Here is a 24,672-nt window from a genome sequence, read left to right as displayed (position 1 = left end):
CAGACATAAAAAAGCCCCGAAAATCGGGGCTTTTTTAACTAAAAATGGCGCAGAGATAGGGTTTCGCCCTCACCCATTCAACGTCAATCCTGGAGACGTTAGCGCAGGCACCTTGTGCCTCTGCGGTTGCTGGAGAGCTAACTGCGCCTGCAGCAGTGCTACAGCATCCAGCACGCGTTGCCCCCAGTGCTCGTCTTGCGGGTCCACGACCACCACGCGAAACCCGTGATCGAAGCCTTCAAGCTGAACGCCCTCGGAATCGTCGACATGCAAGTCGATGTCAAATGCCGGCGGGAATTTCGATGGGGTACTCGACATCCCGCGCTCCGTGAGGGCTTGGTTGTGTCGCACGCTGTTGACTACGCCATCGACGTGGATGCCGTACAGCAACAACCAACGGCGAATGTAGGACGGGGTCCGGCCTGATGAGGTATAGACCCAGACGCTGCAGCCCTGCCGACGCAGTTCGCGGGCCAGGGAGCGGGTTCCGCTGCGCAGCGGCTCACCCAGCCAACGATGCACGCATGCCGGCAAACGGCTCTGTTCAGTCGCACTGTGCTGGAGCTGACAGGCCAGCGTGTCATCGATATCGAACGAGATACGGATGTGCTTGCGCTTTAACACACGCTTGATTGTATGGAGCAATGGATACCTTCCCATCAATGGCCCCCCTGATAGACGGGCACCGGTGCGTCGCTCAGGAAAAACTCCCTTAGGTCAGGGGCCTTGCCTTCCAGGAACGCTGCATATTTTTTCTTGATCTTGGGTAGTTCGTACAGTGCTTTGACGCCATGCTTAGCGGAGTTGCGTATGATCGAGGACGGATTGAAGTAGCCCTCGGCGTTATCCAGCGTCAGTACGAACGGCGGCAGTCCCTCGCGCATCAACAAGTAGCTAACGATCAGCGAACCGCTGCGGTGATTACCTTCGATGAACAACTGCGGCTTGCTGAGGATTCGCACGTAAACACCGGCTGCACGCTTCCACGCAGATTCACTGTGATGCTTGCAGTACCAGCTAAACAAATCCTTGATGCCACCTTCAACATTGTTGAAAAAGTGTACTTCCGTCGCCGCCAGGTGCTGGGCGTATTCCAATCGACGCACTGGATCTTTGCCGCAAAGCACGGTGGCATTGATCTCCAGCATCAGGTTCAGTTGCTGAAGGTCGAACAGGTCAACCCCCTGCGCGACATACTCGTCAATCAGGGCATAGCCTTCAACGACGTTCTGCAGCACTTCGTCTGTCAGTGGGTCGCGTGGCTCGGTAAAGTCCCGGCTAAGCTGGGCAAATTGGCTCTGTACCTCACGCAATGCGCGTTCGATCGCGAGCAAATCAAGGCGATGTGTTGCGGCCATTGGCAATCCTGAAACGGTAGATAGGTCGATCAACTGAACTTGCCGCTGATGTAATCCCCGGTCATTTGTTCGCGCGGGTTCTCGAAAATCTGCACGGTAGGGCCCATTTCCACCAGATAACCGGTGCGAGTGCCCTGAGAGATGTCTACCGAGAAAAACGCGGTGGTATCTGCTACGCGAATCGCCTGCTGCATGTTGTGCGTCACCAACGCGATGGTGTAATCCTTCTTCAACTCGACCATCAGTTCCTCGACCCGGCGAGTGGCGATCGGGTCGAGTGCCGAGCAAGGTTCATCCAGCAGCAGCACTTCTGGTTCGGTGGCAATAGCGCGGGCAATACACAGACGTTGCTGCTGGCCGCCGGAGAGCGACAGGCCGCTGACTTTGAGCTTGTCCTTGACCTCATCCCACAGCGCGGCACCTTGCAGCGCGTGCTTGACGCGATCTCCCAAGTCGCCCTTGTAGCGATTCAGACGCAGGCCAAAAGCCACGTTGTCGAAAATGCTCATCGAGAACGGGTTCGGTTGCTGAAACACCATGCCGATGTAACGGCGCACGACCACGGGATCAACGCCCTTGCCGTACACGTCTTGCCCAAGAAAGTGTACGTGCCCTTCAAACCGGAAACCTTTGACCAGGTCGTTCATACGGTTGAGGCTACGCAGCACGGTAGACTTGCCGCAGCCGGACGGCCCAATGAAGCCGGTGATTTTGTTTTTTTCGATCGGCACATGGCTATCACGCACGGCCATGAAGTTGCCGTAGAAAATCTTGTCCAGCTTGCAGTCCATGACCACAGGTGCCTGGGTGACAAACGGAGCGGCTATTTGCGCAGTTGATACGTTCAAAGTTGAGGTGCTCCCGTTCTTAATACTTGGGCTTACCGAAAATACGGCTCACGATATTCACGACCAGCACGATCATTACCAACACCAGCGAGGCCGCCCAGGCGAGCTCGATCTGGTTGTCGAAGGGCATGCCGGAGAAGTTGTAAATCAGCACGGCCAGCGAGGCCGTTGGGTTCATGACGGCCAGACTGCCGTCGTGGTAGATCCAGTAGTTGCTGAACAGCGCAGTGAACAGCAATGGCGCCGTTTCGCCTGCGGCGCGTGCCACGGCGAGCATGACACCGGTCAGGATCGCCGGCATGCCGGTGGGCAGGACGATTTTCCAGATGACCTGCGAGCGGGTGCAGCCCATACCGTAGGCGGCGTCCTTCATGATCTTGGGCACCATTTTCATCGACTCTTCGGCCGTCAGCACCACGATAGGCAGCATCAGCACTGCCAACGCAACACCACCGGCGGGTGCCGAGTAAGTGCCCGTGGTTACCACCACCAGCGCGTAGGCAAACACACCCGCCAAAATCGACGGCAATCCGGTAAGCATTTTTGCGGCAAAGCGAGAGGCGTTCGCCAGTTTGCTGTCGGGCCCCAGTTCAGCCAGGAAAACCGCTGCCAGGATGCCGACCGGCACCGCGATGGCCGCAGCGATACCGACCATGACAAATGTACCCGCCATCGCGTTGCCGAAACCGCCGCCGGTCTCGAACCCGGTGGGTGGCAGTTCAGTGAACACTTCCAGGCTCAGGCGAGCCCCGCCGCGCGTAATCAGCATATAGAGCACGGAAATCAGCGGCACGCTGGCCAGCAACGCGCCCATCCAAACCAGCGAGGTCAATACCAGGCTGCGTAGGGCACGGCCTTCGAACCGGCGCTGCAGGCTGGGCATGGCAGCTATAGGAGAAGTGAGATTGGTCATTACTTGTTACCCCGCTGGGCGTAGACCATGATCATCGATCCGATAACGTTCACCAGTAGCGTGATGAACATCAGAACCAATGCGGCATACATCAACACCTCAACCTCATTTGGCCCGGCCTCGGGGAAGTTCAGCGCCAACAAGGCCGCCAAGGTGTTGGCCGGTGCGAACAGAGAAAGCGAAATACTGTTGGAGTTGCCGACCAGCATGGCCAGGGCCATGGTTTCACCCAGCGCACGGCCGAGGCCCAGGACCAGGGAACCGAAAATACCGGTGGCCGCTGAGGGCACCATCACCTTGAGAATCGCTTCCCAATGCGTGGTCCCCATACCATAGGCGGCCTGCTTGGTTTTCATCGGGACACCTGTGAGGGCATCCTGGGAGACGGCGGCAATGGTCGGCAGAATCATGATCGCCAGTACCAACGCCGCAGGCAGCAGCCCCGGACCACTCAGGGAGGTGCCAAAAAACGGGATCCAGCCAAGTTCGCTGTTCAGCCACGCCGTAAGCGGGCGAATCGCCGGGATCACCACATAAATCCCCCATAGGCCGTAGACCACGCTGGGGATGGCGGCGAGCAATTCGACAATGGTGCGAAACACCGCTGCAAGCTTGGCCGGAAGGAAATCCTGGGTTAGAAAAATCGCCATGCTGACGCCAAAAAAGCCTGCGATCAGCAGCGCGATGAATGCGCTGTACAGCGTGCCCCAAATAGCCGGCAAAATGCCGTACTTGCCTTGATTCACATCCCAAACGCTGCCAAAAATCACGTCAAACCCGTGTTTTTCCATGCCTGGAAGAGCTTTGCGTCCGACCTCGAATACCAAGGCGAAGACCAACGCCAGGATCAGAACCACCCCTATTCGTGCAAGCGCGCGAAAGGTTCGATCAACCAGAAAATCCTTCGTGGAAGGTGGTTGGCAGGCGGAGTCCGGGTTAACCGGCACGACAAACGGTTGGTTCATGGGCGAATTCCGGAGCGTAGGGAAAAACTTCTCCGGCGAGGCTAATCAGCCCTCACCGGAGGAGGCCTCGCGAGCGTTACTGGATGTTGGCGGACGCTTTGCGCACCTGATCGACAACCGATTTCGGCAGCGGGATGTAACCCATCGAGTCGGCGATTTTCTGACCTTCGGTCAGGCTGTATTCGACCATTTCACGCAGGGCCTTGGCCTTGGCCGGATTGCCGTTGTCCTTGCGGAAGATCATCCAGGTGTAGGAAGTGATCGGGTAGGACTTGGCGCCATCCGGATCCGGCAACCAGGCCACCAGGCTGTCAGGCATCTTCACCGCGGCCAGTGCTTCTGCACCGCTTTCGGCGTTAGGCACAACATATTTGCCGGCCTTGTTCTGCAGTTGGGCGAAGTCAACTTTAGCCAGTTTGGCGAAGCCGTATTCGATGTAGCCGATCGCGCCCGGGGTCTGGCGGACGGTGGCGGTTACACCATCGTTTTTCGGCGATTTGATGAATTTATCGCTGGCTGGCCAGTTGACGGTATTGCCTTCACCCAGGTTTTGATTGAACGCAGGGTTGATGGCCGACAGGTGCTTGGTGAACACCGCCGTGGTGCCGCTGGAGTCCGCGCGCACTACAACTGTGATCGGCATGTCGGGCAGTTTCAGGTCCGGGTTGGACGCAACAATCTGTGGATCATTCCACTGGGTGATTTTGCCCAGGAAGATGTTGGAGTAGACCTCGCGCGACAGCTTTAGCCCTTTGGGGCTGCCTGGCAGATTGTAGGCCAGCACGATTTCACCCGCGGTCATCGGCAGCAGTTGCGCACCTTCGGCAACCTTAGCGATGTCTTCATCTTTCATCGCCGAGTCACTGGCGGCAAAGTCGACGGTTTTGTTCAGGAAGTCCTGCACACCCGCACCGCTGCCCTTGGACTGGTAGTCAACCGTAACGCCTTCGGTTTTCTTACTGAAATCCTTGAACCAGGTGAGGTAGATCGGAGCTGGAAAACTCGCTCCAGAACCGGTCAGGCGAATGCTCTCAGCAGCAAGTACCGAGGTGGCACCGAGAGAAACCGCAACTGCGAGTGCAGCAGACTTCATCAGACGTTTCATTCAGGAAAATCCTTGTGATTACGGGCTCGGCAACTCTGCAACATTCTTGTTACGGTTTCATGAATGCACAGTGGCAAAACGCCCGTTTATCCCCTCTTCCACCACAATCGCGCAATTTGGCGTAGTCGATTCGTAACGAATTGCGACTATGACTTTGCCATCCCCACCACACGAGTTCCGCCAATGTCCTCAGCCCATGCATAACGTCCACGGCCTTCAACCGCTTTATCAATTTTTGAAGACCACGCCGAGTACCTAGCTATCCACACAAACACAGATTGGAGCTTACCCACCGAGCTAGGGCAATGGATCAGTGAAATCGAGGCAACGGACCCATCAAGTACGTTCTTCCGCTACCCAGTTACAAAGGACAAGAAAAAAGACAAACAGAAGTCCGTCATCCGGGAGGACGATTACGATGCCCTGCTTTCAAGAATGGGACAGCACCAAAAGCCGACCAAGACGCTACTGATGCTTGATCAGCATGACAACGTGATCGAAACCTTCTCACACGACGACACACAGGCCAAAGGAATCATCGGTATGTTGAAGCAGGTTGCAGAGCTGTTTTCCAATTGCCACGCGGCATTGGTAGGCGAGCTAACCGGAGGGGCTTGAAACCGCATTGTTAGTCAATTGGGATCAACGGTGCAGGGAAGGATTTTGCGTGCAGCAATGGAGATTTGAGTAGTACAACCCAAAAAGAAAAACCCCCGTAACTCATTAAGTTACAGGGGTTTTCTAGATATGGCGGAGAGATAGGGATTCGAACCCTAGGTACCGGTGAAGGTACAACGGATTTCGAATCCGTCCCATTCGGCCACTCTGGCATCTCTCCAACGGCGCGCATCATAACAGCCTGTTACTGGGAAGCAAAGCTCTCAGTGGATTTTTTTCCGTGCTATCAGATGCTTGCGTCGATTACAGCGGTACGCCGAGACGGTTGGCGACTTCTTCATAGGCTTCGATAACGTCACCGAGGCCCTGGCGGAAGCGGTCTTTGTCCATCTTCTTGCGGGTGTCCTTGTCCCACAGGCGGCAGCCGTCCGGGCTGAACTCGTCGCCCAGGACGATGGAGCCGTCGTGGAACACGCCGAACTCCAGTTTGAAGTCCACCAGCAGCAGGCCAGCATCGTCAAACAGTTTGCTCAGGACGTCGTTGACCTTGAGCGACAGCTCCTTCATGCGCGCCAATTGCTCAGCGGTGCCCCAGCCGAATGCCACGACGTGGGATTCGTTGATGAACGGGTCGCCCTTGGCGTCGTCCTTGAGGAACAGTTCGAACGTGTAAGGGTTGAGCTTGAGGCCTTCTTCCACGCCCAGGCGCTTGACCAGGCTGCCGGCGGCGTAGTTACGCACGACGCACTCGACCGGGATCATGTCGAGTTTTTTCACCAGGCATTCGTTGTCGCCCAGCAGTTTGTCGAATTGGGTCGGAATACCGGCCGCTTCGAGTTTTTGCATGATGAAGGCGTTGAACTTGTTGTTCACCATCCCCTTGCGGTCGAGCTGTTCGATGCGCTTGCCGTCGAACGCCGAGGTGTCGTTGCGAAACAGCAGGATCAAGCGGTTGGCGTCGTCGGTCTTGTAAACCGACTTGGCTTTGCCGCGGTAGAGTTCTTCACGTTTTTCCATGATGGGCTCCGCTTGGTAAGTAGATGGGCTAGGCGATATGTCGCCAGTCGAGCCCTGAATCTTGATCGGCCAGTTGCAGCCAGTCCGGGTCGCACCCGAGGGTGTCGACAAAACATTGCCGGGCAAGCTGCGGCAGGTTGTTCTTGCTGCTCAGGTGGGCCAGGACCAGGTGTTGCAGGTCTTGCCAGCCCAACTCATACACCAGGTACGCCGCCTGGTGGTTGTTCAAATGTCCCAGTTCGCCACCCACCCGCTGTTTGAGAAAGTACGGGTAGTGACCGCGCGCCAGCAGGTCACGGCAATGGTTGGACTCGATCATCAACGCATCGAGGTCCCGATAGCCTTCCAGCACCTTGGCGCAGTACGAACCCAGGTCGGTAAGCAGGCCAAAGCGGCGCTCGCCATCACTGAATACATATTGCGTGGGCTCATGGGCATCATGCGCCACGGCAATCACGTCGATACTCAAGGCACCGATCTGCAGTTGCTCGCCACCGGCCAGGAAACCTGCGGGTTCAATGGGTTTGCGCATCCCGCGCAAGGTGCCGCGACTCAGGTACACCGGAAGATTGTAGCGCCGAGACAGCAAACCCACGCCATGCACGTGGTCGGCATGTTCGTGGGTCACCAGAATCGCGCTCAACTGCGCGGGGTGAACCCCCAGGCGCAGCAGGCGTCGCTCGGTTTCCCGCAAGGAGAAACCACAATCCACCAGGACGTACGTGTCGTCGTGGGCTACAAGCGTGCCGTTCCCTTGGCTACCGCTGCCGAGAACAGCAAAACGCATCGGATCAGCCCAGGTTGTCCTGAATCACGCCCAACACTTTGCGCGCCGTTTCTGCTGGCGCCACGGTGTTGATGTTTTTCTCGACGGTGACTTGCACGTTGTCGCCGACCTTGCTCAAGCGCACTTGATAACGCTCGGCGCGGGTCTCGATCTCTTCCTTGGTCGGCTCGCTGCCGAACAACTTGCTGAAGAAACCACGCTCTTCGTCTTTCTTCTCGGCCTTTTCTGCCACGTTGATGTAGTACAGGCCCAGGCTGCGGTTGATATCTTCAACGCGCCATGGTCCTTGCTCCAGGGCACGGCCGACGCTGGCCCAGGCACGATCCAGGTCTTCACCCAGGTTGAGCACGACGTTGCCGCTGCCGTCTTCGGTGAGGCTGACACGGTTAGGGGTGTCGTAATCACGGGCGGCGAGCAGGGAAACGGAACCGCCCTTCTCGGAGATGCGGCTCATGCTGGCAAGCATCTCGTCGACCAGCGCTGCATCGACACCGCTGTTGACCGAACGATTGGTGAAGTCGACGTTGGCGGTGCTGCCGGCAGGACGCGCGGCGCTGACCACGTAGACTTCACTGGTATTGCGCTGCACACCTGGTTCGATGCGCACGCGGATGCGGCTTTCGCCATCAGCGGCGACGCCACCCGCCTGCAAACGCTTGGCCATGTTGGCCGACAGTTCGCTCGGTTGCTGCCACGCAGTGGTGAATTCACCGGTCTGCGGACGTTGCTCGTCGATACGGAAGCCATTGTCCTGGAAGAACTGCACAGCCACCGGCCAGACTTCGGCAGGTGGGCGCTGGGCCATGATCCAGCGCGAATCGCCGCTTTTCTGCAGGCTGTAGTCGCTGGCGTCGGCCAGGGCCGAAATCGGCTGCGGGCGCGGTACTTCGTACTCGCCCTTGACGGTGTCGTCTGCCACATTGCGCGGGATCGGCAGCAACGGGTCAAGGCGCTTGGCAACGTTGACGTCCGGCGGCAATTGCATCGGTGCGGTTTGTTGTGCTTCCAGGTAATCGCTGCCGCGGTCACGGAAGTAGCCTTCCGGGCCCCAGATCCAACCGCAGCCACTGGTGCTGGAGATAATCAAGGCAAGTGCGGAAAGTCCGGCCAATCGCTTCATGCGTAGTGCTTCCTCAATTAAACCAGGACGCCGGACTGGCGCAGGGCCTGTCGCAGCGGTTCGTGACAGGCTGGGCTGAGTTGGGTGAGCGGCAGACGGATACCGTCCGGCATCAGGCCCATTTCATGCAGCGCCCACTTCACGGGAATAGGGTTGGATTCGATGAACAGTGTTTTGTTGAGCGGCATCAACTTTTCGTGAATCTCGCGGGCGGTGACGGCGTCGCCGGCGATGGCGGCTGCGCACATCTGGCTCATGGCACGCGGGGCAACGTTGGCGGTTACCGAAATATTGCCCTTGCCGCCCAGCAGGATCAGCTCTACAGCCGTGGCGTCGTCGCCGGAATAAAGCAGGAAGTCGCTGCTCACGCCGGCCAGGATGTCCTTGGCGCGTTGCAGGTCGCCGGTGGCTTCCTTGATACCGATGATGTTCGGCACGGTCGACAGGCGGATCACGGTCGCAGCCTGCATGTCGCACGCCGTGCGACCTGGCACGTTATAGAGGATCTGCGGGATGTCGACGGCTTCGGCGATAGTCTTGAAGTGCTGGTACAAGCCTTCCTGGGTCGGCTTGTTGTAGTACGGCGTCACCAGCAGACAGGCATCGGCACCGGCTTTCTTGGCGTTCTTGGTCAGCTCGATCGCTTCGCGCGTCGAGTTGGCGCCCGTACCGGCAATCACCGCGATACGCCCTGCAACGCGCTTGACCACAAACTCGATCACCTCGATGTGCTCTTCCACATCAAGCGTGGCCGATTCACCCGTGGTGCCGACGGCCACAATGGCGTTGGTGCCTTCTTGCAGGTGAAAGTCCACCAGTTTGCCCAGGCTGTCCCAGTCGAGATTACCTTGTGCATCCATGGGTGTGACCAGTGCCACCATACTGCCCGCAATCATGCAACCGCTCCTGCCGGAAAAAGAGAGCCGTAATGGTACTGGCGCCAAGATGCTTGCACAAGCGAAGTACCCTCTGAGGATGCGTTCTGGATCAACTTAGTTGCCGGCAATGCCATCATTGGGCCAAAGCACGGCCAACTGCCACTGAATATGCAATGAAAACGCCACGTCCTAGCCCTTGGCGGCGCTTTTCGCTACCCTTGATCCTTTGATCGGTACCGCACGTTCGTATCGACCGCTCATCGCTTTAGGAATGCTGCATGTCCACCCCCACAGTCCGCGAACAATTCCTTGTTATCAGTGCCCTTGGCGCCAACCCCATGGAGCTGACTAACGTCCTGTGCCGCGCCAGCCATGAAAATCGCTGCGCCGTCGTGACCTCACGCCTGACTCGCCATGGCGAATGCAGCGCGCTGGTCCTGCAGATTTCCGGGAGCTGGGATGCCCTGGCGCGCCTGGAAGCCGGTTTGCCGACCCTGGCCAAGAAGCACGACTTCACCGTCAATGTGGTGCGCAGTGCGGCTCTGGAGAACCGTCCCCAGGCGCTGCCGTACGTGGCCTACGTCAGTTCGGCCTACCGTTCGGACATCGTCAATGAACTGTGCCAGTTCTTTATCGACCATAACGTCGAACTGGAAAACCTGACCCTCGACACCTATCAGGCCCCCCAGACCGGCGGCACCATGCTCAACGCCACCTTTACCGTGACCTTGCCGGCCGGTGTACAGATCAGTTGGTTGCGTGACCAGTTCCTGGATTTCGCCGATGCGCTGAACCTGGATGCACTGATCGAACCGTGGCGCCCACAGAATCCAATGTAAGGAAGTTTTCATGGCGGTAGTCATCGACACACCGGTCGCCGATTTCCAAGCCCCGGCGACCAGCGGGCAGACGTTCAGCCTCGCGGGCCTCAAGGGCAAGCAAGTGGTGATCTACTTCTACCCGAAAGACAGCACGCCAGGCTGCACCACTGAAGGCCAGGGCTTTCGTGACCAGTACGCAGCCTTCCAGGCCGCCAACACCGAGGTGTTTGGCGTGTCCCGGGACAGCGTGAAGTCCCATGAGAACTTCAAGGCCAAGCAGGCCTTCCCCTTCGAGCTGATCAGCGACAAGGACGAAGCGGTTTGCCAGCTGTTTGATGTAATCAAGCTGAAGAAACTGTACGGCAAGGAATACATGGGGGTGGATCGCAGCACTTTCCTGATCGACAAAAATGGCGTGCTGCGCCAGGAATGGCGCGGCGTGAAGGTGCCGGGGCATGTGGATGCCGTGTTGGCGGCGGCGCAGGCGCTGGACAAGGCTTGATGTTGTGGGTGGCCGTTAGATAACCATCACTGGCAAGCAAGCTCTTACATTAGATCGGTGCTCGACCAGACAACTCGTGAGTGTGGGAGCCGGGCTTGCCCGCGATGGGCATAGGTATCTACACAACTTTCAGAAACTGACGAACTCTCCTGTGGCGATGCGGCGTTCCGACAAGCCCGCTCGCCACAACTGCGCTATCTGCCTGGATTTAGGCGCTGCGGCAAAGTTGTGTAGATACCTATGCCGCGAGGGGGCCATCAGGCCTTGCGCAACCAGTAGCGATATACGCCGTTATCCACCTCTTCGTGCAACAGCGCATGCCCCGCCAACTTGGCAAATGTGCGGAAGTCCCGCTGGGAACCCGCATCCGTGGCAATCACCTTAAGTACCGCACCGCTGGCCAGCCGATTGAGTTCCATCTTGGCCTTGAGCAATGGCAACGGGCAGTTCAGGCCGCTGGCATCGAGCTCGGCATCGTGGTCTACAGCATCGGTCATGGTTTTGCTCCTGGCGACTTCAAGGGGGCGCTTAGAATATCTGGTCCCAGGCTCAGTGTCCGGCTACAGTAAGGTCTTTGTCGAAAGGCTTTGTGCATGACTTTTTTGCGCCCTACCCTGCTGACGCTAGCTTGCCTGCTTGCCTCTCCAGGCTTCGCCGACGATCTGCCGTCACTTGGCGACGCCAGTTCTGCCATTGTCTCGCCACAACAGGAACACCAACTGGGCCGGGCCTGGCTGGCATTCCTGCGCGGACAGGTCTCGGTCCTCAATGACCCGCAACTCAAGGATTACGTCGAAACCAGCGTGTACAAGCTGGTGGAGACCAGCCAGGTCAATGACCGGCGCCTGGAGTTCATCCTGATCAACAGCCCACAGCTCAACGCGTTTGCCGCACCGGGCGGGATTGTCGGGGTCAACGGCGGCCTGTTCCTCAACGCCCAGACCGAAGGCGAATACGCCTCGGTCATGGCCCACGAGTTGGCGCACTTGTCCCAGCGTCACTTCGCCCGTGGCGTGGAAGCCCAACAACGAATGCAGATTCCGATGATGGCCGCGCTGCTCGGCGGGATTATCGCTGCCGCAGCCGGCGCCGGGGATGCCGGGATTGCTGCGATTGCCGGCAGCCAGGCGGCGGCCATCCAGGAGCAACGACGCTTTTCCAGACAGAATGAACAAGAGGCCGACCGCATCGGCATCCTCAACATGGTCAAGGCCGGCTACGACCCGCGCTCGATGCCGACCATGTTCGAGCGCTTGATGCGCCAATATCGCTTCGATGCCAAGCCACCGGAATTCCTGTTGACGCACCCGGTCACCGAATCGCGGATCGCCGACACCCGTAACCGCGCCGAGCAAGCCAAGACCGGTGGCACCGAAGACAGCCTGCGTTATCAACTGATACGCGCCCGGGTCCAACTGTATTACGAAGACACACCTGGGCTGGCTGCCAAGCGCTTCCGTGCCCAGTTGGATGAGAACCCGAAAAGCGATGTAGCACGCTATGGCCTGGCCATCGCCCAGATCAAGGGCACCCAGCTCAATGAGGCGCGGGAAACCCTCAAGCCGCTGCTGGCCAAGGCGCCCAACGACATCACCTACAACCTGGCGCAGATCGAGTTGGATATCACCAACAATCGCATGCCCGACGCGCAGCAACGCACCGATCGCATGCTGGCCCAGTACCCCAGCAATTACCCGTTGAACCAGGTGCGCGTGGATCTGCTGCTCAAGCAGAACCGTACGGCCGACGCAGAAAAGGCCCTGGAAGGCCTGCTCAAGTCGCGTTCCGACGATCCGGATGTGTGGTATCAGGTGGCCGAGACCCGCGGCTTGTCCGGCAATATCATCGGCTTGCATCAGGCCCGCGCCGAATACTTCGCACTGGTCGGCGACTTCCAGCAGGCGATCCAGCAATTGGACTTTGCCAAGCGTCGGGCCGGCAGCAATTTCCCGCTGTCGTCACGCATCGATGCGCGCCAGCGTGAGTTGATCGAGCAGGAGCGCATTGTCAAAGGCATGATGAGCTAAACCCATCGCCCACAAAAAAGCCCCGCTCTCGACTACCGAGAGCGGGGCTTTTTATTGACCCGCTGCTAGCGCATTACTCCGCCAGCTTGAAGGTGATGAAGCTGGCGCGCCCTTGACGCAGGACCCGCATCGACACCGAGCGATTCTTCGGCAACGCCTTGGCGATGTCGGCGAACTCCTTGGTGGAATTGATGGCCTGGTTGTTCAAGTGGGTAATCACGTCACCGGGTTGCAGGCCGATCAGGGCGGCTGGACCATCCTGAACCTCCTTGATCACCACACCGCTCTTGAGGTCGAAGCTCTTCTTCTGTTCGTCGGTCAGCTCGACCACGGCGATGCCCAGGCGGTTGCTGCTGCGCTCGGCACCGGATTTGCCGCCCAGAGCGAGCTCCTGGCCTTCTTCCGGAATGGCTCCGACAGTCAGCTCAACATTCTGACGCTTGCCCTCGCGGATCACTTCAAGCTTGGCCTTGCCACCTGCCTTGAGTGCGCCCACCAGATGCGGCAGGTCGGCAGACATGACAATCGGCTGGCCATTCATGCTGAGAATCACATCGCCAACCTTCAAGCCGCCTTTGGCTGCCGGGCCATCATCCTGAATCTGCGCGACCAGAGCACCGGCCGGTTTGTCCAAGCCAAAGGATTCAGCCAGGTCTTTGTTGACTTCCTGGATAACCACGCCCAACCAGCCACGGCTGACCTTGCCACCGGCTTTCAGCTGATTGGAAACGTCCATGGCTACGTCAATCGGGATAGCGAAGGAGACACCCATGAAACCACCGGAACGGGTGTAGATCTGCGAGTTGATCCCCACCACTTCGCCCGCGAGGTTGAACAGCGGACCACCGGAGTTACCCGGGTTGATCGGCACGTCGGTCTGGATGAACGGCACGTAGTTCTCGTTCGGCAGGCTGCGGCCGATGGCACTGACGATGCCCTGGGTCACGGTGTGATCGAAGCCAAACGGTGAACCGATGGCCACCACCCATTGCCCGGCCTTCAGATCCTGGGACTTGCCCAGTTTCAGCACAGGCAGGTCCTTGCCTTCGATCTTCAGCAAAGCGACGTCGGAGCGCGGGTCAGTGCCGACCAGCTTGGCCTTGAGCTCACTGCGGTCAGCCAAGCGCACGAGGATTTCATCAGCGTCGGCGATCACATGATTGTTGGTCAGGATGTAGCCGTCGGGTGAAATGATAAAGCCCGAGCCTAGGGATTGCGCTTCGCGCTGACCACCGCCACGGGGCGAGCGCGGCTGGGGCATGCCACGCTCGAAGAACTCCCGCAGCATTGGCGGCAGGCCTTCAAGGTCAGGCATCTGCTGGTTCGAGACTTTACGATCCGGCAGCTTCTGGGTGGTACTGATGTTCACCACGGCAGGCGAGGCCTGCTCCACCAGTTGGGTGAAGTCAGGCAACTCCGCCGCTTGCGCGGAAACGGCCTGACCCAGCACCAGCACCGTGGCGACTATGGATAGGTAAGATTTCAAACGTGGTATCGACATACAGCTCCCGTTACAACGAGCAGGGTTGGGCGACAGGGTTCAATAAACGCCGAAGACTACTACTAGCGACGTCAACATTACGTGAACAACACAAGGCCAGAGCCGAGGAGCTCTGACCTATAAAAAACATAAGGAGATTTTGCAAGTGAAAATACTCTCCAGAAGTTTCATGTTCTCGGCAGAAGAACAAGGCAACCATCGCCTGTCTCCTGCAGCACTGTGAACGATCTGGATGAGCATAGGATTAACGGCTCAAGGCTTTTCGGGCGCCGGACCACTGCGAACAGACAGGATGATCCGTTCGGCGGTACCCATCGGAATCTCACCGACAACCGTCGCAACGATATCGCCCTCAGGCGTACTCATGCGACGGGATACCGCAACCGTAGGCCCAAGCTGAACACGGCTTTCGATCGCGGCTTCGCCCGTTACAGGCTCAAGGAACAGTGAAAACCGCGCGAGCCCATCGCCATACATCAAACTGTTTACAACCACCTGGGTCTTGGGATCCTTGCGCGCGTCACTGCGGGTCAACTCGAACCCTGGCGGCAACCATTGCGGATGCCAAGCCTGGGCCTGGCCCGACGGCGCTGACGCTTTATTGCTGGACGGGGTCAACGGCTTGCAGTCACTGCCAGGCTGCAAATCACGCGCATCGGGGATTGTGGTTTTCAGTTGCGTGAACTGGAACCGCTCCAGCAATTGCCCCTTATCGTTAATCAGCAGCGACTTGAGAGGCAACGCGGTTTCACGATCCAGGTGCAACTCAAATCCGTAACGATACTGGTCACGCGGGGTCAGCGACACGATCACCGCGTTACGGCCGGCTACCAGCGACTTTCCGCTAACGGCAATCTTGTAGAAAGAATTGAGTTTTTGTGGGTCGAATTCGTGGGCAGGGGCGCCCGGGGAGTTATCAACGCCGGCTACCAAACTGCCGGTAACGCACTGGATGCGCCCATCGATACGAACAAGTTCCTGAGCCGATCCATCGAGCTGCAACAAGCGCTCATGCACCTGGCTATTCTGAACGCGATGCCAGATCTCATGGGTAGAAAAACTACCGTTACGTTCGTAGATAAACGTGCCCTGGTAGCTTTGCTGCCCTGCCCGCCCAAGGCGCTTCAGCCAATCCTGGCCTTCGTCGGCTTGGGCAGGAGCTACAATCCAGCCACTGAGCAAAAGCGCAAGGAGCGGTATGGCTCGCATAAAGCTCCTTAGCGGTTTAGCGGTTTTCCAGGTTTGCAGCGCGAGCGTAAGGCAGTGCACTTTCAGTGCCTTTTACCGCAGACTCCTGAGCGTGTTGACGCAGGTAGCCAGGCAGACGCTGATCCTGCCAGCCGGATTGCCCTTGAAGCACGCCATTGGCCATCGGACCCGGTGCGTCAGAACTTTCCTTATAGCCGGCCAGTACAGCCGGGCCCTTGACCTGCGGACCAGCCATGACCGGTTGCTGGGTTTGCTGGGCCAGTTCGGCACCGGCGATCTCATCCTGGTTGTACAGGCGCACACCGGCCAGTACGGCCACAGTTACCGAGGCAGCGACTGCGAGGCGACCCAGGCTACGCCAAGGACCACGTGCAGCTTTTGCCGGAACGGCTTCATCGGCCAGCGCAGCAGAAACGGCCGCAGCAATATCCAGACGAGGGATTAGTAGATCCTTGTGCATCACCGCCCGAGCGACTTGGTAACGAGACCAGGTATCACGGGTTTCGGCGTCATCAAATGCATTGAGCACTCGACGAAGTTCCAGTTCATCCGCTTCGTTATCCATCACTGCGGACAGCGATTCCTGCAGGGCATCACGACTCATGGCGGTTCCTCTCTTGGCTGTCGCCGCTGTCTTTAGTTTTCCTGCAACAACGGCTGCAGGGCTTTATCAATGGCTTCCCGAGCCCGGAAAATCCGGGAGCGTACGGTCCCCACCGGACATTGCATGACGCTCGCAATGTCCTCGTAACTCAGACCATCGAATTCACGTAAAGTTAACGCCGTACGCAAATCTTCTGGCAGTTGCTGAATAGTGCGATGGACAGTGCCTTCGATCTCGTCGCGCAGCAATGCACGCTCCGGCGACTCGAGATCTTTGAGGCCGTGATCACCATCGTAAAATTCTGCATCTTCCGAACTCACATCACTATCTGGCGGGCGACGACCGCGAGAAACCAGATAGTTCTTCGCCGTGTTGATGGCGATGCGGTACAGCCACGTGTAGAACGCACTGTCACCGCGGAAATTACCGAGTGCACGGTACGCCTTGATAAAGGCTTCCTGTGCAACGTCCTGCGCTTCATGGGTGTCGTGCACAAAACGCACGATCAACCCGAGAATTTTGTGCTGGTATTTCAGCACTAGCAGATCAAATGCTCGCTTGTCGCCGCGTTGAACGCGCTCAACAAGCTGCTGATCCTCTTCCTGGGTTAGCATGAACACTCCTCGTTGTACTTGAAGGAGGCTTGCATAACTAAACGATCAGGCTTGCAAACATAGACTAGGACTTTTCGCAAAAGTTCTCCCCCTTCAAGCAAGTTTCCGGTGGGCTCTGTTTTGGCACACACGAAAAACGCAGCGCGGGCATAGCCGGCTGCGTGAATAATCTTGTCGCCGGTTTTCTGACGCTCCCATGCTCCAGGCCAATCAGTAAAACCAACGTTTTCCCAGCTTTCGGGCATCCTGTAATGGAGTCGGGGTGGATGCAAAAGTTCCCATCTCGATACCGGACCGCCCCATCAAAGCCGTGCAGTTCGTTCACCGTAGTCTCACAATGCCACGAATGCCTGGCTATTGTGCCGATAGCCCCCTCTATATACTAGTGGGCCGTGTGACCCTTTGATTCGCCGATCCAGGCGTCCTGTTTGCGCCACCCCTTCGGATCGCTTTTTGCGGAATCCCATAAATGAGCCAACAGTTTCAACACGATGTCCTGGTGATTGGTAGCGGCGCCGCAGGCCTGAGCCTTGCGCTGACCCTGCCGAGCCATCTGCGCGTAGCCGTACTGAGCAAGGGCGACCTGGCCAACGGCTCGACATTCTGGGCCCAGGGCGGAGTTGCCGCCGTGCTGGACGACACCGACACAGTGCAATCGCACGTTGAAGACACCCTCAACGCCGGCGGCGGCCTGTGTAATGAAGAAGCAGTGCGTTTCACCGTCGAGCACAGCCGCGAAGCCATTCAGTGGCTGATCGACCAGGGCGTGCCGTTTACCCGTGATGAGCATGCGGGCAGTGATGACGGCGGTTTCGAGTTCCACCTGACCCGTGAAGGCGGCCATAGCCACCGGCGTATCATCCATGCCGCCGATGCCACCGGCGCCGCGATCTTCAAGACCCTGCTGGCCCAGGCCCGGCAACGGCCGAACATCGAACTGCTGGAGCAACGGGTCGCCGTCGACCTGATCACCGAAAAACGCCTGGGCCTGGCCGGCGAACGTTGCCTGGGGGCCTACGTCCTCAACCGCGCCAGTGGTGAAGTCGATACCTATGGCGCACGCTTCACCATCCTGGCGTCAGGGGGCGCCGCCAAAGTCTACCTCTACACCAGCAACCCCGATGGTGCCTGTGGAGATGGCATCGCCATGGCCTGGCGGTCGGGCTGCCGGGTGGCGAACCTGGAGTTCAACCAGTTTCACCCCACCTGCCTGTATCACCCCCAGGCCAAGAGTTTCCTGATCACCGAAGCCCTGCGGGGTGAAGGCGCACACCTGAAGCTACCCAACGGCGAGCGCTTCATGCAGCGCTTTGACCCACGCGCCGAACTGGCACCACGGGATATCGTGGCCCGCGCCATCGACCACGAGATGAAGCGCCTGGGTATCGATTGTGTCTACCTGGACATCAGCCACAAGCCTGCCGACTTCATCAAGACCCACTTCCCGACGGTCTACGAACGCTGCCTGGCCTTCAATATCGATATCACCAAGGGGCCGATCCCGGTCGTTCCGGCGGCGCATTACACCTGTGGCGGGGTGATGGTCGACCAGCGAGGGCGTACCGATGTGCCCGGCCTGTATGCCATCGGCGAGACCAGCTTCACCGGCCTGCACGGCGCCAACCGCATGGCCAGCAACTCGCTGCTCGAATGCTTCGTCTACGCCCGCTCCGCAGCCGCCGATATCCTCGAACAACTGCCGCGCATTCCGGTACCGGCCGCCCTGCCCCGCTGGGATGCCAGCCAGGTCACCGACTCGGACGAGGACGTGATCATCGCCCACAACTGGGACGAGTTGCGGCGCTTCATGTGGGACTACGTGGGGATCGTGCGCACCAACAAGCGCTTGGCGCGGGCGCAGCATCGTGTGCGGTTGCTGCTGGATGAAATCGACGAGTTCTACAGCAACTATCGCGTAAGCAGAGACCTGATTGAATTGAGGAACCTTGCTCAAGTAGCGGAACTGATGATCAGGTCTGCCATGAAACGTAAGGAATCTCGGGGTCTGCACTACACGTTGGACTATCCAGAGCTGCTGCCAGAGGCGAAGGATACGATCCTTACACCCGACAAATGAGGCACGTTAGGAGCCATAGCGTAGCACCATGGGGCCCCAGTTTGTAACAGCTTTGGCGCACATTTGTCCCAACGCTGAGGTCCTTATCACCTGCCCGCAAGGGTCCTTATCGTGCGCCTGAGCGAGCATGCGAGGGCCTATGGGGGTAAGCGCGCAGGTTAGTAGTTACACAGGTGGTCACTCAGATTTTTGTGCCAGATCCTCATGAGGTGCCCTTGAGGCACCCATACAGCCAGAAGGCCACATGAACACCAACGCAGGCCCGTAGGCCGCGCTAAACGTGTCCATGAAGTTGTCCTAAGAGTTAAGGGATCGGTGAACCGTCAGGTTTGTGAGACCGTATTGAGTGGCAATCTCAAGGATGCCCTCATAGGATTTAGGCCAGCCTCCACCACTTGAGTCGTTGGTGGCCCCTGACTGGAGCAGGGCAAAGCAAACGGCTGCATATGGGGTCAGGTGATCGACTTGTATCTTCGTAACCACCCGTTTGTCCTTGTAGGTATAACAGAGAGTAAAACTCATGGCTGGCCTTGCCGTAACATGGTCGATGCCCAAGCATAGCAACTAAACAGCTCGCCCATGAGGCCCATTACGGACCTCATGGATACAGCGGGTGTTACGGCTTGACGACCACACGGGTGATCAGCGGAAAGTCTACGGTCTCGACCTGAAGTTTCTCAGTAGGGTCCGCTGGGTTTGCCAGCTTGATCTTGACCTTGGCCTGAGCCATTACGTCAGCCACACCGCTCACCTCAAAGTCCCAGCCCTGTACGCCAGCATTACGGCTCGCAAGGATCTTCCATACGTCGCCTTCTTGGTCATGACGGAACGACAGCGAGGCAAAGCCCTTGTGCATCTCGAAGTACGTTGTCGTGACGCTTGCCAGTCATTGCGGCAATCTCGACGGTGGTTATGGTGATTTCTTTGATACCGTTAAACATAGTAGTGGACTCCTTTTGAATGCTCCCTGAGTTCGCTCCCACAGGCCGACCGTCAAGGCCCCACTACGGGCATCGACCATGGCTCAAGAAGCATTCAGAAAGACTTGACGTTGAAGTAAGCCCAGCGACGGACGTAGAGGAATTCAGAGCGACCGCTTAGCTAAGCAGTCTGCCCTGTTCTTGTGAGGATTTTTAATCTGGTCATACTGGAGACCCAACGAGCCGTTACGGTCACAGTTCGGTTACCACGACACCGAAGGTAGACCCAAGATCTTAATGAGCTACCTTAAGGTAACTCTAAGAGTATTCTCTTTAAGTTTTTATTCTTTATAGAATTAAACTAATAAGACTTAAACTTATAGTCATCTTATAGAGGTCTTTAAGTTAAAAGGCCCCTTTACTGTGCGATCAGTGATAGGAGGCCCAAACCTATCAAGGGTCATTCCACACGGAGTGGTCAGACAGAATCGCTACAGTGGACCTGATGCTGGTCCCAGAGGTCCCGTTAGGGCTCTGCTTGGTGGTCGTGGGGTCTTGGATATAGGGCTACCTATGAGAGGTAGCGCCAGTCACTGGACGTTCACGCCTTGCCCGCAGTGGGTCGCCTTTGAGGGGACCTTACGGCATCTTGGATGGGGAAGCCACAATGGTGTGGTCTCCCCCTTTAGGTGAGGGTTTTTAAATCTAAGCCATCCCGCTATACCGTTTGTAAACTTTTAGCGGACACTGAATTTTTTTGCTCAGCCACTCGAATAGCTCATTACCTCCAGAAAGCATACCTTCCTCGAACTCATCAAAGCCGAAAAACTTCGCCGCTTCCGAATCTGACTTAAGTGCCATGCGCACTACGTGATATTGCGCCACCGCCGCGCGTGCATCTTCTTCACCATAGAACACGCAAAAAATAAGCTCCAGCGCATTAAGCTCGAATGGACAGCCTCGACTTTGACTGGCTGCATCATAAAAACCACTTATATAGCCCATCAGCCAAAGATCAATAATCGGTTTTCCGTCGTTGGTCCAGTGAACTAATGGAGGATTTCCTCTATCTTCACCACCGCAGAGTAACTGGTACTGCGCCTTGAGCGCCGAGCACACATCAGCTACAAGGTCTGTCACCGCTGGACTACTCAGAGGGTAAACCTTCGGCGATGGCTCGCTCCGCCTCTTAAAAAATCTCATTAGGCCCATTTGCAATGGATTCCTTTCAACCCGTAACAGCTGAAGGCTACCACATGCTCAGCGAATCTCCTGAAGCCCGCACACCATAAGCACCATTGAGGCGCTCGCATTGCCTCCGTACAGATCGAACGCCAGCGACCCTCGAATCAGCCTTCTGATAATGCCTCAATCAGAGCTTCGGCCATTCGTTTTACCTCAACCGCACTCCCAGCCCCGTACAGGTCATAACTGATCGACCCCGAGGCGTGTCCCAAGATAGACTCAGCGGTCCCCACAGGCACCTCAGCGGCCTTCAGGGCACCGGCCAGAGAGTGACGCAACGAGTGGAAGGTCTGGGTCCGATCAGCGTTCAAGCTCAAGACATCGCGCAGCGCCCCATTGAGCACGTTAGAGAACTGACCAGCTCCCAGCATGAACAACCGAGAGTCGGACTTCCTGACAAACTCAAGGAACGCCTTAAGGTCGAACCCATAGGCCCCGTCAGTTAGCGGTATGACACGCAGAGCATTCTTGGTCTTGGCTGTCTTGCCATCGTTCCTATTAATGTCGATGACCCACACTTCCCCGACCTGCTTAACGTCAGCTTTGGTCAATTGCCTCAGTTCCTCAATACGGGTCCCAGTGATCGCACCAAGGGACAACGCCCAGCGCTGCCATGCGTCCACTGGTAGAGAATTAGCATGGGTCATCAGAGCCTTTACCTGAGCCTGAGAGAGCGCCTCACGCGAACTGTCAGCGCCCTTAGTCGGCTTCAGACCCTTGTCGAAACTCTTGTCGAGATAGCCGTTATTCACAGCCCAATCCATGACCGTCGATAGCCGGGTCAGCAGCTTCTTAACCGTCGACGGTTTACGGTCCTCAAGGAGCTTGTCCCGTAGGCCCTTCATCTCCTCCCGTGTGTGGCTCTTCATGTCCAAGTCACCAAGGACCGCACCGATGGCCTCACACGATGACTTCACGTCCCGCATGGTGCTGGCCTGAATGCTGTCCTTGCGTTCCTCCATGTAGAGCGCAGAGAGAGACTTAAAGGTCAGACCCGGAGAAGCATTTACAGATTGGGAGAGAAAGAGGGCTTCAGGCGTGCCACAAGGTTCATCGTTGAGGTCCTTAACGATCTCGACCAGCTTCCCTGAACGGCCCCGCATACGCTCCTGAGAGGCCTCAAGGATCTCAAGGGCCTTACTGACTGCCCGCTGCTGATTCACACTCAGAGGCAACGTTGCGGACGCCTTACGCAACGCCAAGTGATGCTCATCGTTGATCATCTCGTAAGCGACCAGTGAGCTGTCACCGTGTGCCATCGTCAAGTTGTACTCAGCGAAGTCAGTCAGGCGCGCGCGCAGTTCATCCCATGACGCCTCTGGGTTGTCCAAGTGGTAGGCCTTGAGGGTCGAAAGGATGTCGTCTGAGATGGTCATTGCGGTGGCCTTGTCGGTGGTCCTGAGTGACAGCGTGAAGAAGCCCTTAACGGTTCCTTGCGGGCGAAGGCGAAGGTAATAGCGACCAGACCGGCGATAGTGGTATGGCTTGGCGAGCGCAGTTTGTAACAGGTTTGTCCCACTTTGGGAGCGGTGGTTGACGGTCATCGGCTGAAACCCCTGTATCCATTGGGTTTAGCCTCACAGGGTCGAGTTCTACAGCAACTACAAGGTCAGCCGTGACCTGATCGAGTTGCGCAACCTGGCCCAGGTCGCCGAGCTGATGATCCGCTCGGCCATGGAGCGCAAGGAAAGCCGAGGCCTGCATTACACCCTCGACTACCCGCAGATGCTGCCTGAGGCCCTCGACACTATCCTGGTGCCAGCCACCTACGGCGACTGAACTTCAAGCGCACCCGCAGGCGCCGATGTACATCGGCGGCCTGCGAACCACGCGGTACGCACACCGAGCGCACCTGCCACTCCCCCGGCAACCGGTAGCGCAATACCACGATCAGAGGCAACGCCAGGCTGTCAGGGCACAACTGTACTGCGTGCCAGCCCTGCGCCGCGCTCCACAACTGCCAGCCGTCGGCATTGCGGCGCAGGCCACGAACCGACGAACGGTGGGTCAAGCGAATATGGCGCGGCAGCGCCCACAGGGCATGGGCCAGGCACGCCAGCACACCGAGTGCAGCCATCGAGAAAGGTACGACCAGCAGGCACAGCGCAACGAGTGCAAGCAACTGGGCAAGGAGATACGCCGCCAGCAACAGCCCGCAGGCCTGCCAGCGGCATTCGAAGGTATTACTTGGGCTGGACACGATCCAGGATCATCCGGACCATGCGCTGCAGCTCCGGATCTTCCGATTCGGCACGTTCCATGAACCAGCCGAACATGTCCTGGTCTTCGCAGGTCAGCAGCCGGACGTAGAGGTCGCGATCCACCTTATTGAGAGTGGCGTAAACCTCTTTGGTGAAAGGCACCAGCAACACATCCAACTCCAGCATGCCGCGACGGCTGTGCCAGTACAGGCGATTGATTTCTACATCTTCGACCATGGAGCGCTCCTCAAATAGGGCGCAAGTATACAGGCCCGCGCCCCTCGGAACAGTCGGCTTTGGTCGGGCTTATGAAACTACCCATTTAGCGGGCGCCCCTCTATGATGCACCCATGACTTTCCAACTGCGATGACCCATGGCTGACTCTGCTTTCTTCTGCCCCCTGTCCCACGAAGGCGTCCTGGCCGTTCGCGGCGCTGACGCGGCCAAGTTCCTCCAGGGGCAACTGACCTGCAACCTCAACTACCTCAACGACACCCACGCCAGCCTCGGCGCGCGCTGCACCCAAAAGGGGCGTATGCAGTCGAGCTTCCGTATCGTGCTGCAAGGCGATGGTGTGCTGCTGGCCATGGCCAGCGAACTGCTGGAGCCGCAACTGGCGGACCTGAAGAAATACGCCGTATTTTCCAAGTCCAAGCTCACGGACGAAAACGCCGCCTGGGTCCGCTTCGGCCTGGCCGACGCCGATCAGGCAATTGCCAGTCTGGGCTTGAATTTGCCGGCCGAGACCGACAGTGTGGCGCGCCATGAAGAACTGCTGGCCATTCGCGTCTCCCCAGGCCGCGCCGAACTCTGGGCGCCCGCCGCGCAAGCCGAATCCCTGCGCAGCCAACTGGCCGCCACCCTTGCCGAAGGCGATCTCAATGCCTGGCTGCTGGGGCAGGTTCGCGCCGGCATCGGCCAGGTCATGGCCCAGACGCGTGAGCTGTTCATCCCGCAGATGCTCAACCTGCAAGCGGTCGGCGGGGTAAGTTTCAAGAAAGGCTGCTACACCGGCCAGGAAATCGTCGCCCGCATGCAATACCTGGGCAAACTCAAGCGCCGCCTGTACCGCCTGAGCCTGGACGGTGACGCATTGCCCGAGCCCGGCACACCACTGTTTGCGCCCAGCCATAACAGTGCGATCGGGGAGGTAGTGATCGCCGCCCGGGCCGACGAAGGGATTGAACTTCTGGCGGTACTGCAAGCCGAAGCAGCCGACAGTGGCGATGTGCATTTAGGTACGCTGGAAGGCCCAGGCCTCACGTTACTCGACCTGCCCTACCAACTGGACCGTGATCGCGAGATCCAGCGTTAATCGCCATACCCTTTTGCAGCACCCTA

At 58.0% G+C, this 24,672-nt stretch carries 26 protein-coding genes, 1 tRNA gene and 1 pseudogene; 7 read left to right on the top strand and 21 right to left on the bottom strand.

Annotated features, from left to right (window positions below):
* Nucleotides 1-69: 69 nt before the first annotated feature.
* From HBO09_RS27130 to pstS, 6 genes are all read right to left on the bottom strand, one after another.
* Nucleotides 70-660 (bottom strand): hypothetical protein, encoded by a 591-nt coding sequence (locus HBO09_RS27130; protein WP_169993545.1) that lies wholly within the window; start codon nucleotides 658-660, stop codon nucleotides 70-72.
* The gene (locus HBO09_RS27125) at nucleotides 660-1,358 is read right to left on the bottom strand and encodes a hypothetical protein (protein ID WP_169993547.1); all 699 of its coding nucleotides are present in this window, start codon (nucleotides 1,356-1,358) and stop codon (nucleotides 660-662) included. Before HBO09_RS27125 ends, HBO09_RS27130 begins: the two co-directional genes overlap by 1 nt.
* Before the next feature lie 29 nt (nucleotides 1,359-1,387).
* On the bottom strand, nucleotides 1,388-2,149 hold the full coding sequence (gene pstB / locus HBO09_RS27120; RefSeq protein WP_222933913.1) for a phosphate ABC transporter ATP-binding protein PstB: 762 nt from the start codon (nucleotides 2,147-2,149) through the stop codon (nucleotides 1,388-1,390).
* A gap of 76 nt (nucleotides 2,150-2,225) precedes the next feature.
* On the bottom strand, nucleotides 2,226-3,119 hold the full coding sequence (gene pstA / locus HBO09_RS27115; protein WP_169993551.1) for a phosphate ABC transporter permease PstA: 894 nt from the start codon (nucleotides 3,117-3,119) through the stop codon (nucleotides 2,226-2,228).
* Nucleotides 3,119-4,084 carry a phosphate ABC transporter permease subunit PstC gene (gene pstC, locus HBO09_RS27110; protein ID WP_169993553.1) on the bottom strand — a complete coding sequence of 322 codons (966 nt, stop codon included), beginning with the start codon at nucleotides 4,082-4,084 and terminating at the stop codon, nucleotides 3,119-3,121. Before pstC ends, pstA begins: the two co-directional genes overlap by 1 nt.
* A gap of 76 nt (nucleotides 4,085-4,160) precedes the next feature.
* Nucleotides 4,161-5,189, bottom strand: a complete 1,029-nt coding sequence (pstS, locus tag HBO09_RS27105) for a phosphate ABC transporter substrate-binding protein PstS (RefSeq protein ID WP_169993555.1) — start codon at nucleotides 5,187-5,189, stop codon at nucleotides 4,161-4,163.
* A 471-nt stretch (nucleotides 5,190-5,660) separates the two neighbouring features.
* Between pstS and HBO09_RS28640 the strand changes: the two genes are divergently transcribed.
* Nucleotides 5,661-5,807, top strand: coding sequence for a hypothetical protein (locus HBO09_RS28640; RefSeq protein WP_178120242.1), 147 nt, complete (start codon nucleotides 5,661-5,663; stop codon nucleotides 5,805-5,807).
* Nucleotides 5,808-5,937: 130 nt separating this feature from the next.
* On the opposite strand, the gene HBO09_RS27095 is transcribed toward HBO09_RS28640, so the two are convergent.
* The 5 genes from HBO09_RS27095 to dapA all read right to left on the bottom strand — a co-directional run bounded on the left by HBO09_RS27095 (nucleotide 5,938) and on the right by dapA (nucleotide 9,627).
* Nucleotides 5,938-6,027: transfer RNA gene (locus HBO09_RS27095), tRNA-Ser, on the bottom strand.
* Between the two features lie 83 nt (nucleotides 6,028-6,110).
* Nucleotides 6,111-6,824, bottom strand: coding sequence for a phosphoribosylaminoimidazolesuccinocarboxamide synthase (gene purC, locus HBO09_RS27090; RefSeq protein ID WP_003211975.1), 714 nt, complete (start codon nucleotides 6,822-6,824; stop codon nucleotides 6,111-6,113).
* Between the two features lie 28 nt (nucleotides 6,825-6,852).
* The gene (locus HBO09_RS27085) at nucleotides 6,853-7,611 is read right to left on the bottom strand and encodes an MBL fold metallo-hydrolase (RefSeq protein ID WP_032857872.1); all 759 of its coding nucleotides are present in this window, start codon (nucleotides 7,609-7,611) and stop codon (nucleotides 6,853-6,855) included.
* 4 nt (nucleotides 7,612-7,615) lie between these two features.
* Nucleotides 7,616-8,731, bottom strand: coding sequence for an outer membrane protein assembly factor BamC (gene bamC, locus HBO09_RS27080; protein WP_169993569.1), 1,116 nt, complete (start codon nucleotides 8,729-8,731; stop codon nucleotides 7,616-7,618).
* A 17-nt stretch (nucleotides 8,732-8,748) separates the two neighbouring features.
* Nucleotides 8,749-9,627, bottom strand: a complete 879-nt coding sequence (dapA, locus tag HBO09_RS27075; RefSeq protein WP_169993572.1) for a 4-hydroxy-tetrahydrodipicolinate synthase — start codon at nucleotides 9,625-9,627, stop codon at nucleotides 8,749-8,751.
* 260 nt (nucleotides 9,628-9,887) lie between these two features.
* On the opposite strand from dapA, the gene HBO09_RS27070 reads away from it, so the two are divergent.
* Both HBO09_RS27070 and HBO09_RS27065 read left to right on the top strand, forming a co-directional pair.
* Nucleotides 9,888-10,448, top strand: coding sequence for a glycine cleavage system protein R (locus HBO09_RS27070; RefSeq protein ID WP_169993574.1), 561 nt, complete (start codon nucleotides 9,888-9,890; stop codon nucleotides 10,446-10,448).
* A gap of 10 nt (nucleotides 10,449-10,458) precedes the next feature.
* Nucleotides 10,459-10,932 carry a peroxiredoxin gene (locus HBO09_RS27065; RefSeq protein WP_070995811.1) on the top strand — a complete coding sequence of 158 codons (474 nt, stop codon included), beginning with the start codon at nucleotides 10,459-10,461 and terminating at the stop codon, nucleotides 10,930-10,932.
* Nucleotides 10,933-11,189: 257 nt separating this feature from the next.
* On the opposite strand, the gene HBO09_RS27060 is transcribed toward HBO09_RS27065, so the two are convergent.
* A complete protein-coding gene (locus HBO09_RS27060) occupies nucleotides 11,190-11,429 on the bottom strand; it encodes a sulfurtransferase TusA family protein (RefSeq protein ID WP_169993576.1) in 240 nt (79 codons plus the stop codon).
* 96 nt (nucleotides 11,430-11,525) lie between these two features.
* Between HBO09_RS27060 and HBO09_RS27055 the strand changes: the two genes are divergently transcribed.
* A complete protein-coding gene (locus HBO09_RS27055; protein WP_029299078.1) occupies nucleotides 11,526-12,959 on the top strand; it encodes a M48 family metalloprotease in 1,434 nt (477 codons plus the stop codon).
* Between the two features lie 73 nt (nucleotides 12,960-13,032).
* Here HBO09_RS27055 and HBO09_RS27050 read toward each other — a convergent pair whose 3' ends face one another.
* From HBO09_RS27050 to rpoE, 4 genes are all read right to left on the bottom strand, one after another.
* A complete protein-coding gene (locus tag HBO09_RS27050; protein ID WP_169993642.1) occupies nucleotides 13,033-14,454 on the bottom strand; it encodes a DegQ family serine endoprotease in 1,422 nt (473 codons plus the stop codon).
* A gap of 258 nt (nucleotides 14,455-14,712) precedes the next feature.
* Nucleotides 14,713-15,669, bottom strand: coding sequence for a MucB/RseB C-terminal domain-containing protein (locus tag HBO09_RS27045; protein ID WP_169993578.1), 957 nt, complete (start codon nucleotides 15,667-15,669; stop codon nucleotides 14,713-14,715).
* Nucleotides 15,670-15,685: 16 nt separating this feature from the next.
* Nucleotides 15,686-16,273: an RseA family anti-sigma factor gene (locus HBO09_RS27040; protein WP_169993581.1), complete on the bottom strand. Its 588-nt coding sequence runs from the start codon at nucleotides 16,271-16,273 to the stop codon at nucleotides 15,686-15,688.
* Between the two features lie 32 nt (nucleotides 16,274-16,305).
* On the bottom strand, nucleotides 16,306-16,887 hold the full coding sequence (gene rpoE / locus HBO09_RS27035; RefSeq protein WP_003172477.1) for an RNA polymerase sigma factor RpoE: 582 nt from the start codon (nucleotides 16,885-16,887) through the stop codon (nucleotides 16,306-16,308).
* A gap of 469 nt (nucleotides 16,888-17,356) precedes the next feature.
* Between rpoE and nadB the strand changes: the two genes are divergently transcribed.
* The gene (nadB, locus tag HBO09_RS27030) at nucleotides 17,357-18,964 is read left to right on the top strand and encodes an L-aspartate oxidase (protein WP_169993583.1); all 1,608 of its coding nucleotides are present in this window, start codon (nucleotides 17,357-17,359) and stop codon (nucleotides 18,962-18,964) included.
* A 616-nt stretch (nucleotides 18,965-19,580) separates the two neighbouring features.
* Here nadB and HBO09_RS27025 read toward each other — a convergent pair.
* From HBO09_RS27025 to HBO09_RS27015, 3 genes are all read right to left on the bottom strand, one after another.
* Nucleotides 19,581-19,820: a hypothetical protein gene (locus HBO09_RS27025; protein WP_232859186.1), complete on the bottom strand. Its 240-nt coding sequence runs from the start codon at nucleotides 19,818-19,820 to the stop codon at nucleotides 19,581-19,583.
* A gap of 769 nt (nucleotides 19,821-20,589) precedes the next feature.
* Nucleotides 20,590-21,024 carry a hypothetical protein gene (locus tag HBO09_RS27020; protein ID WP_232859185.1) on the bottom strand — a complete coding sequence of 145 codons (435 nt, stop codon included), beginning with the start codon at nucleotides 21,022-21,024 and terminating at the stop codon, nucleotides 20,590-20,592.
* A 209-nt stretch (nucleotides 21,025-21,233) separates the two neighbouring features.
* Nucleotides 21,234-22,673 carry a tyrosine-type recombinase/integrase gene (locus HBO09_RS27015; RefSeq protein ID WP_048399948.1) on the bottom strand — a complete coding sequence of 480 codons (1,440 nt, stop codon included), beginning with the start codon at nucleotides 22,671-22,673 and terminating at the stop codon, nucleotides 21,234-21,236.
* A gap of 43 nt (nucleotides 22,674-22,716) precedes the next feature.
* Between HBO09_RS27015 and HBO09_RS27010 the strand changes: the two are divergent.
* Nucleotides 22,717-22,908 (top strand): annotated as a pseudogene (locus HBO09_RS27010) (L-aspartate oxidase); the annotation flags it as partial.
* Here the strand turns inward: HBO09_RS27010 and HBO09_RS27005 are convergent.
* Nucleotides 22,877-23,329: a hypothetical protein gene (locus HBO09_RS27005; RefSeq protein WP_169993585.1), complete on the bottom strand. Its 453-nt coding sequence runs from the start codon at nucleotides 23,327-23,329 to the stop codon at nucleotides 22,877-22,879. The pseudogene HBO09_RS27010 and the gene HBO09_RS27005 overlap by 32 nt on opposite strands.
* Nucleotides 23,313-23,567, bottom strand: coding sequence for a succinate dehydrogenase assembly factor 2 (locus HBO09_RS27000; protein ID WP_010212215.1), 255 nt, complete (start codon nucleotides 23,565-23,567; stop codon nucleotides 23,313-23,315). The genes HBO09_RS27005 and HBO09_RS27000 overlap by 17 nt, the downstream gene beginning before the upstream one ends.
* A 137-nt stretch (nucleotides 23,568-23,704) precedes the next feature.
* On the opposite strand from HBO09_RS27000, the gene HBO09_RS26995 reads away from it, so the two are divergent.
* Nucleotides 23,705-24,646, top strand: a complete 942-nt coding sequence (locus tag HBO09_RS26995; protein ID WP_169993588.1) for a folate-binding protein YgfZ — start codon at nucleotides 23,705-23,707, stop codon at nucleotides 24,644-24,646.
* Nucleotides 24,647-24,672 lie beyond the last annotated feature (26 nt).

The organism is Pseudomonas sp. WS 5027 (assembly GCF_012985695.1).
Lineage (GTDB): Bacteria > Pseudomonadota > Gammaproteobacteria > Pseudomonadales > Pseudomonadaceae > Aquipseudomonas > Aquipseudomonas hygromyciniae.
Note: the sequence above shows the minus strand (reverse complement) of the source record. Positions and strands in the feature narration are given on the sequence as shown.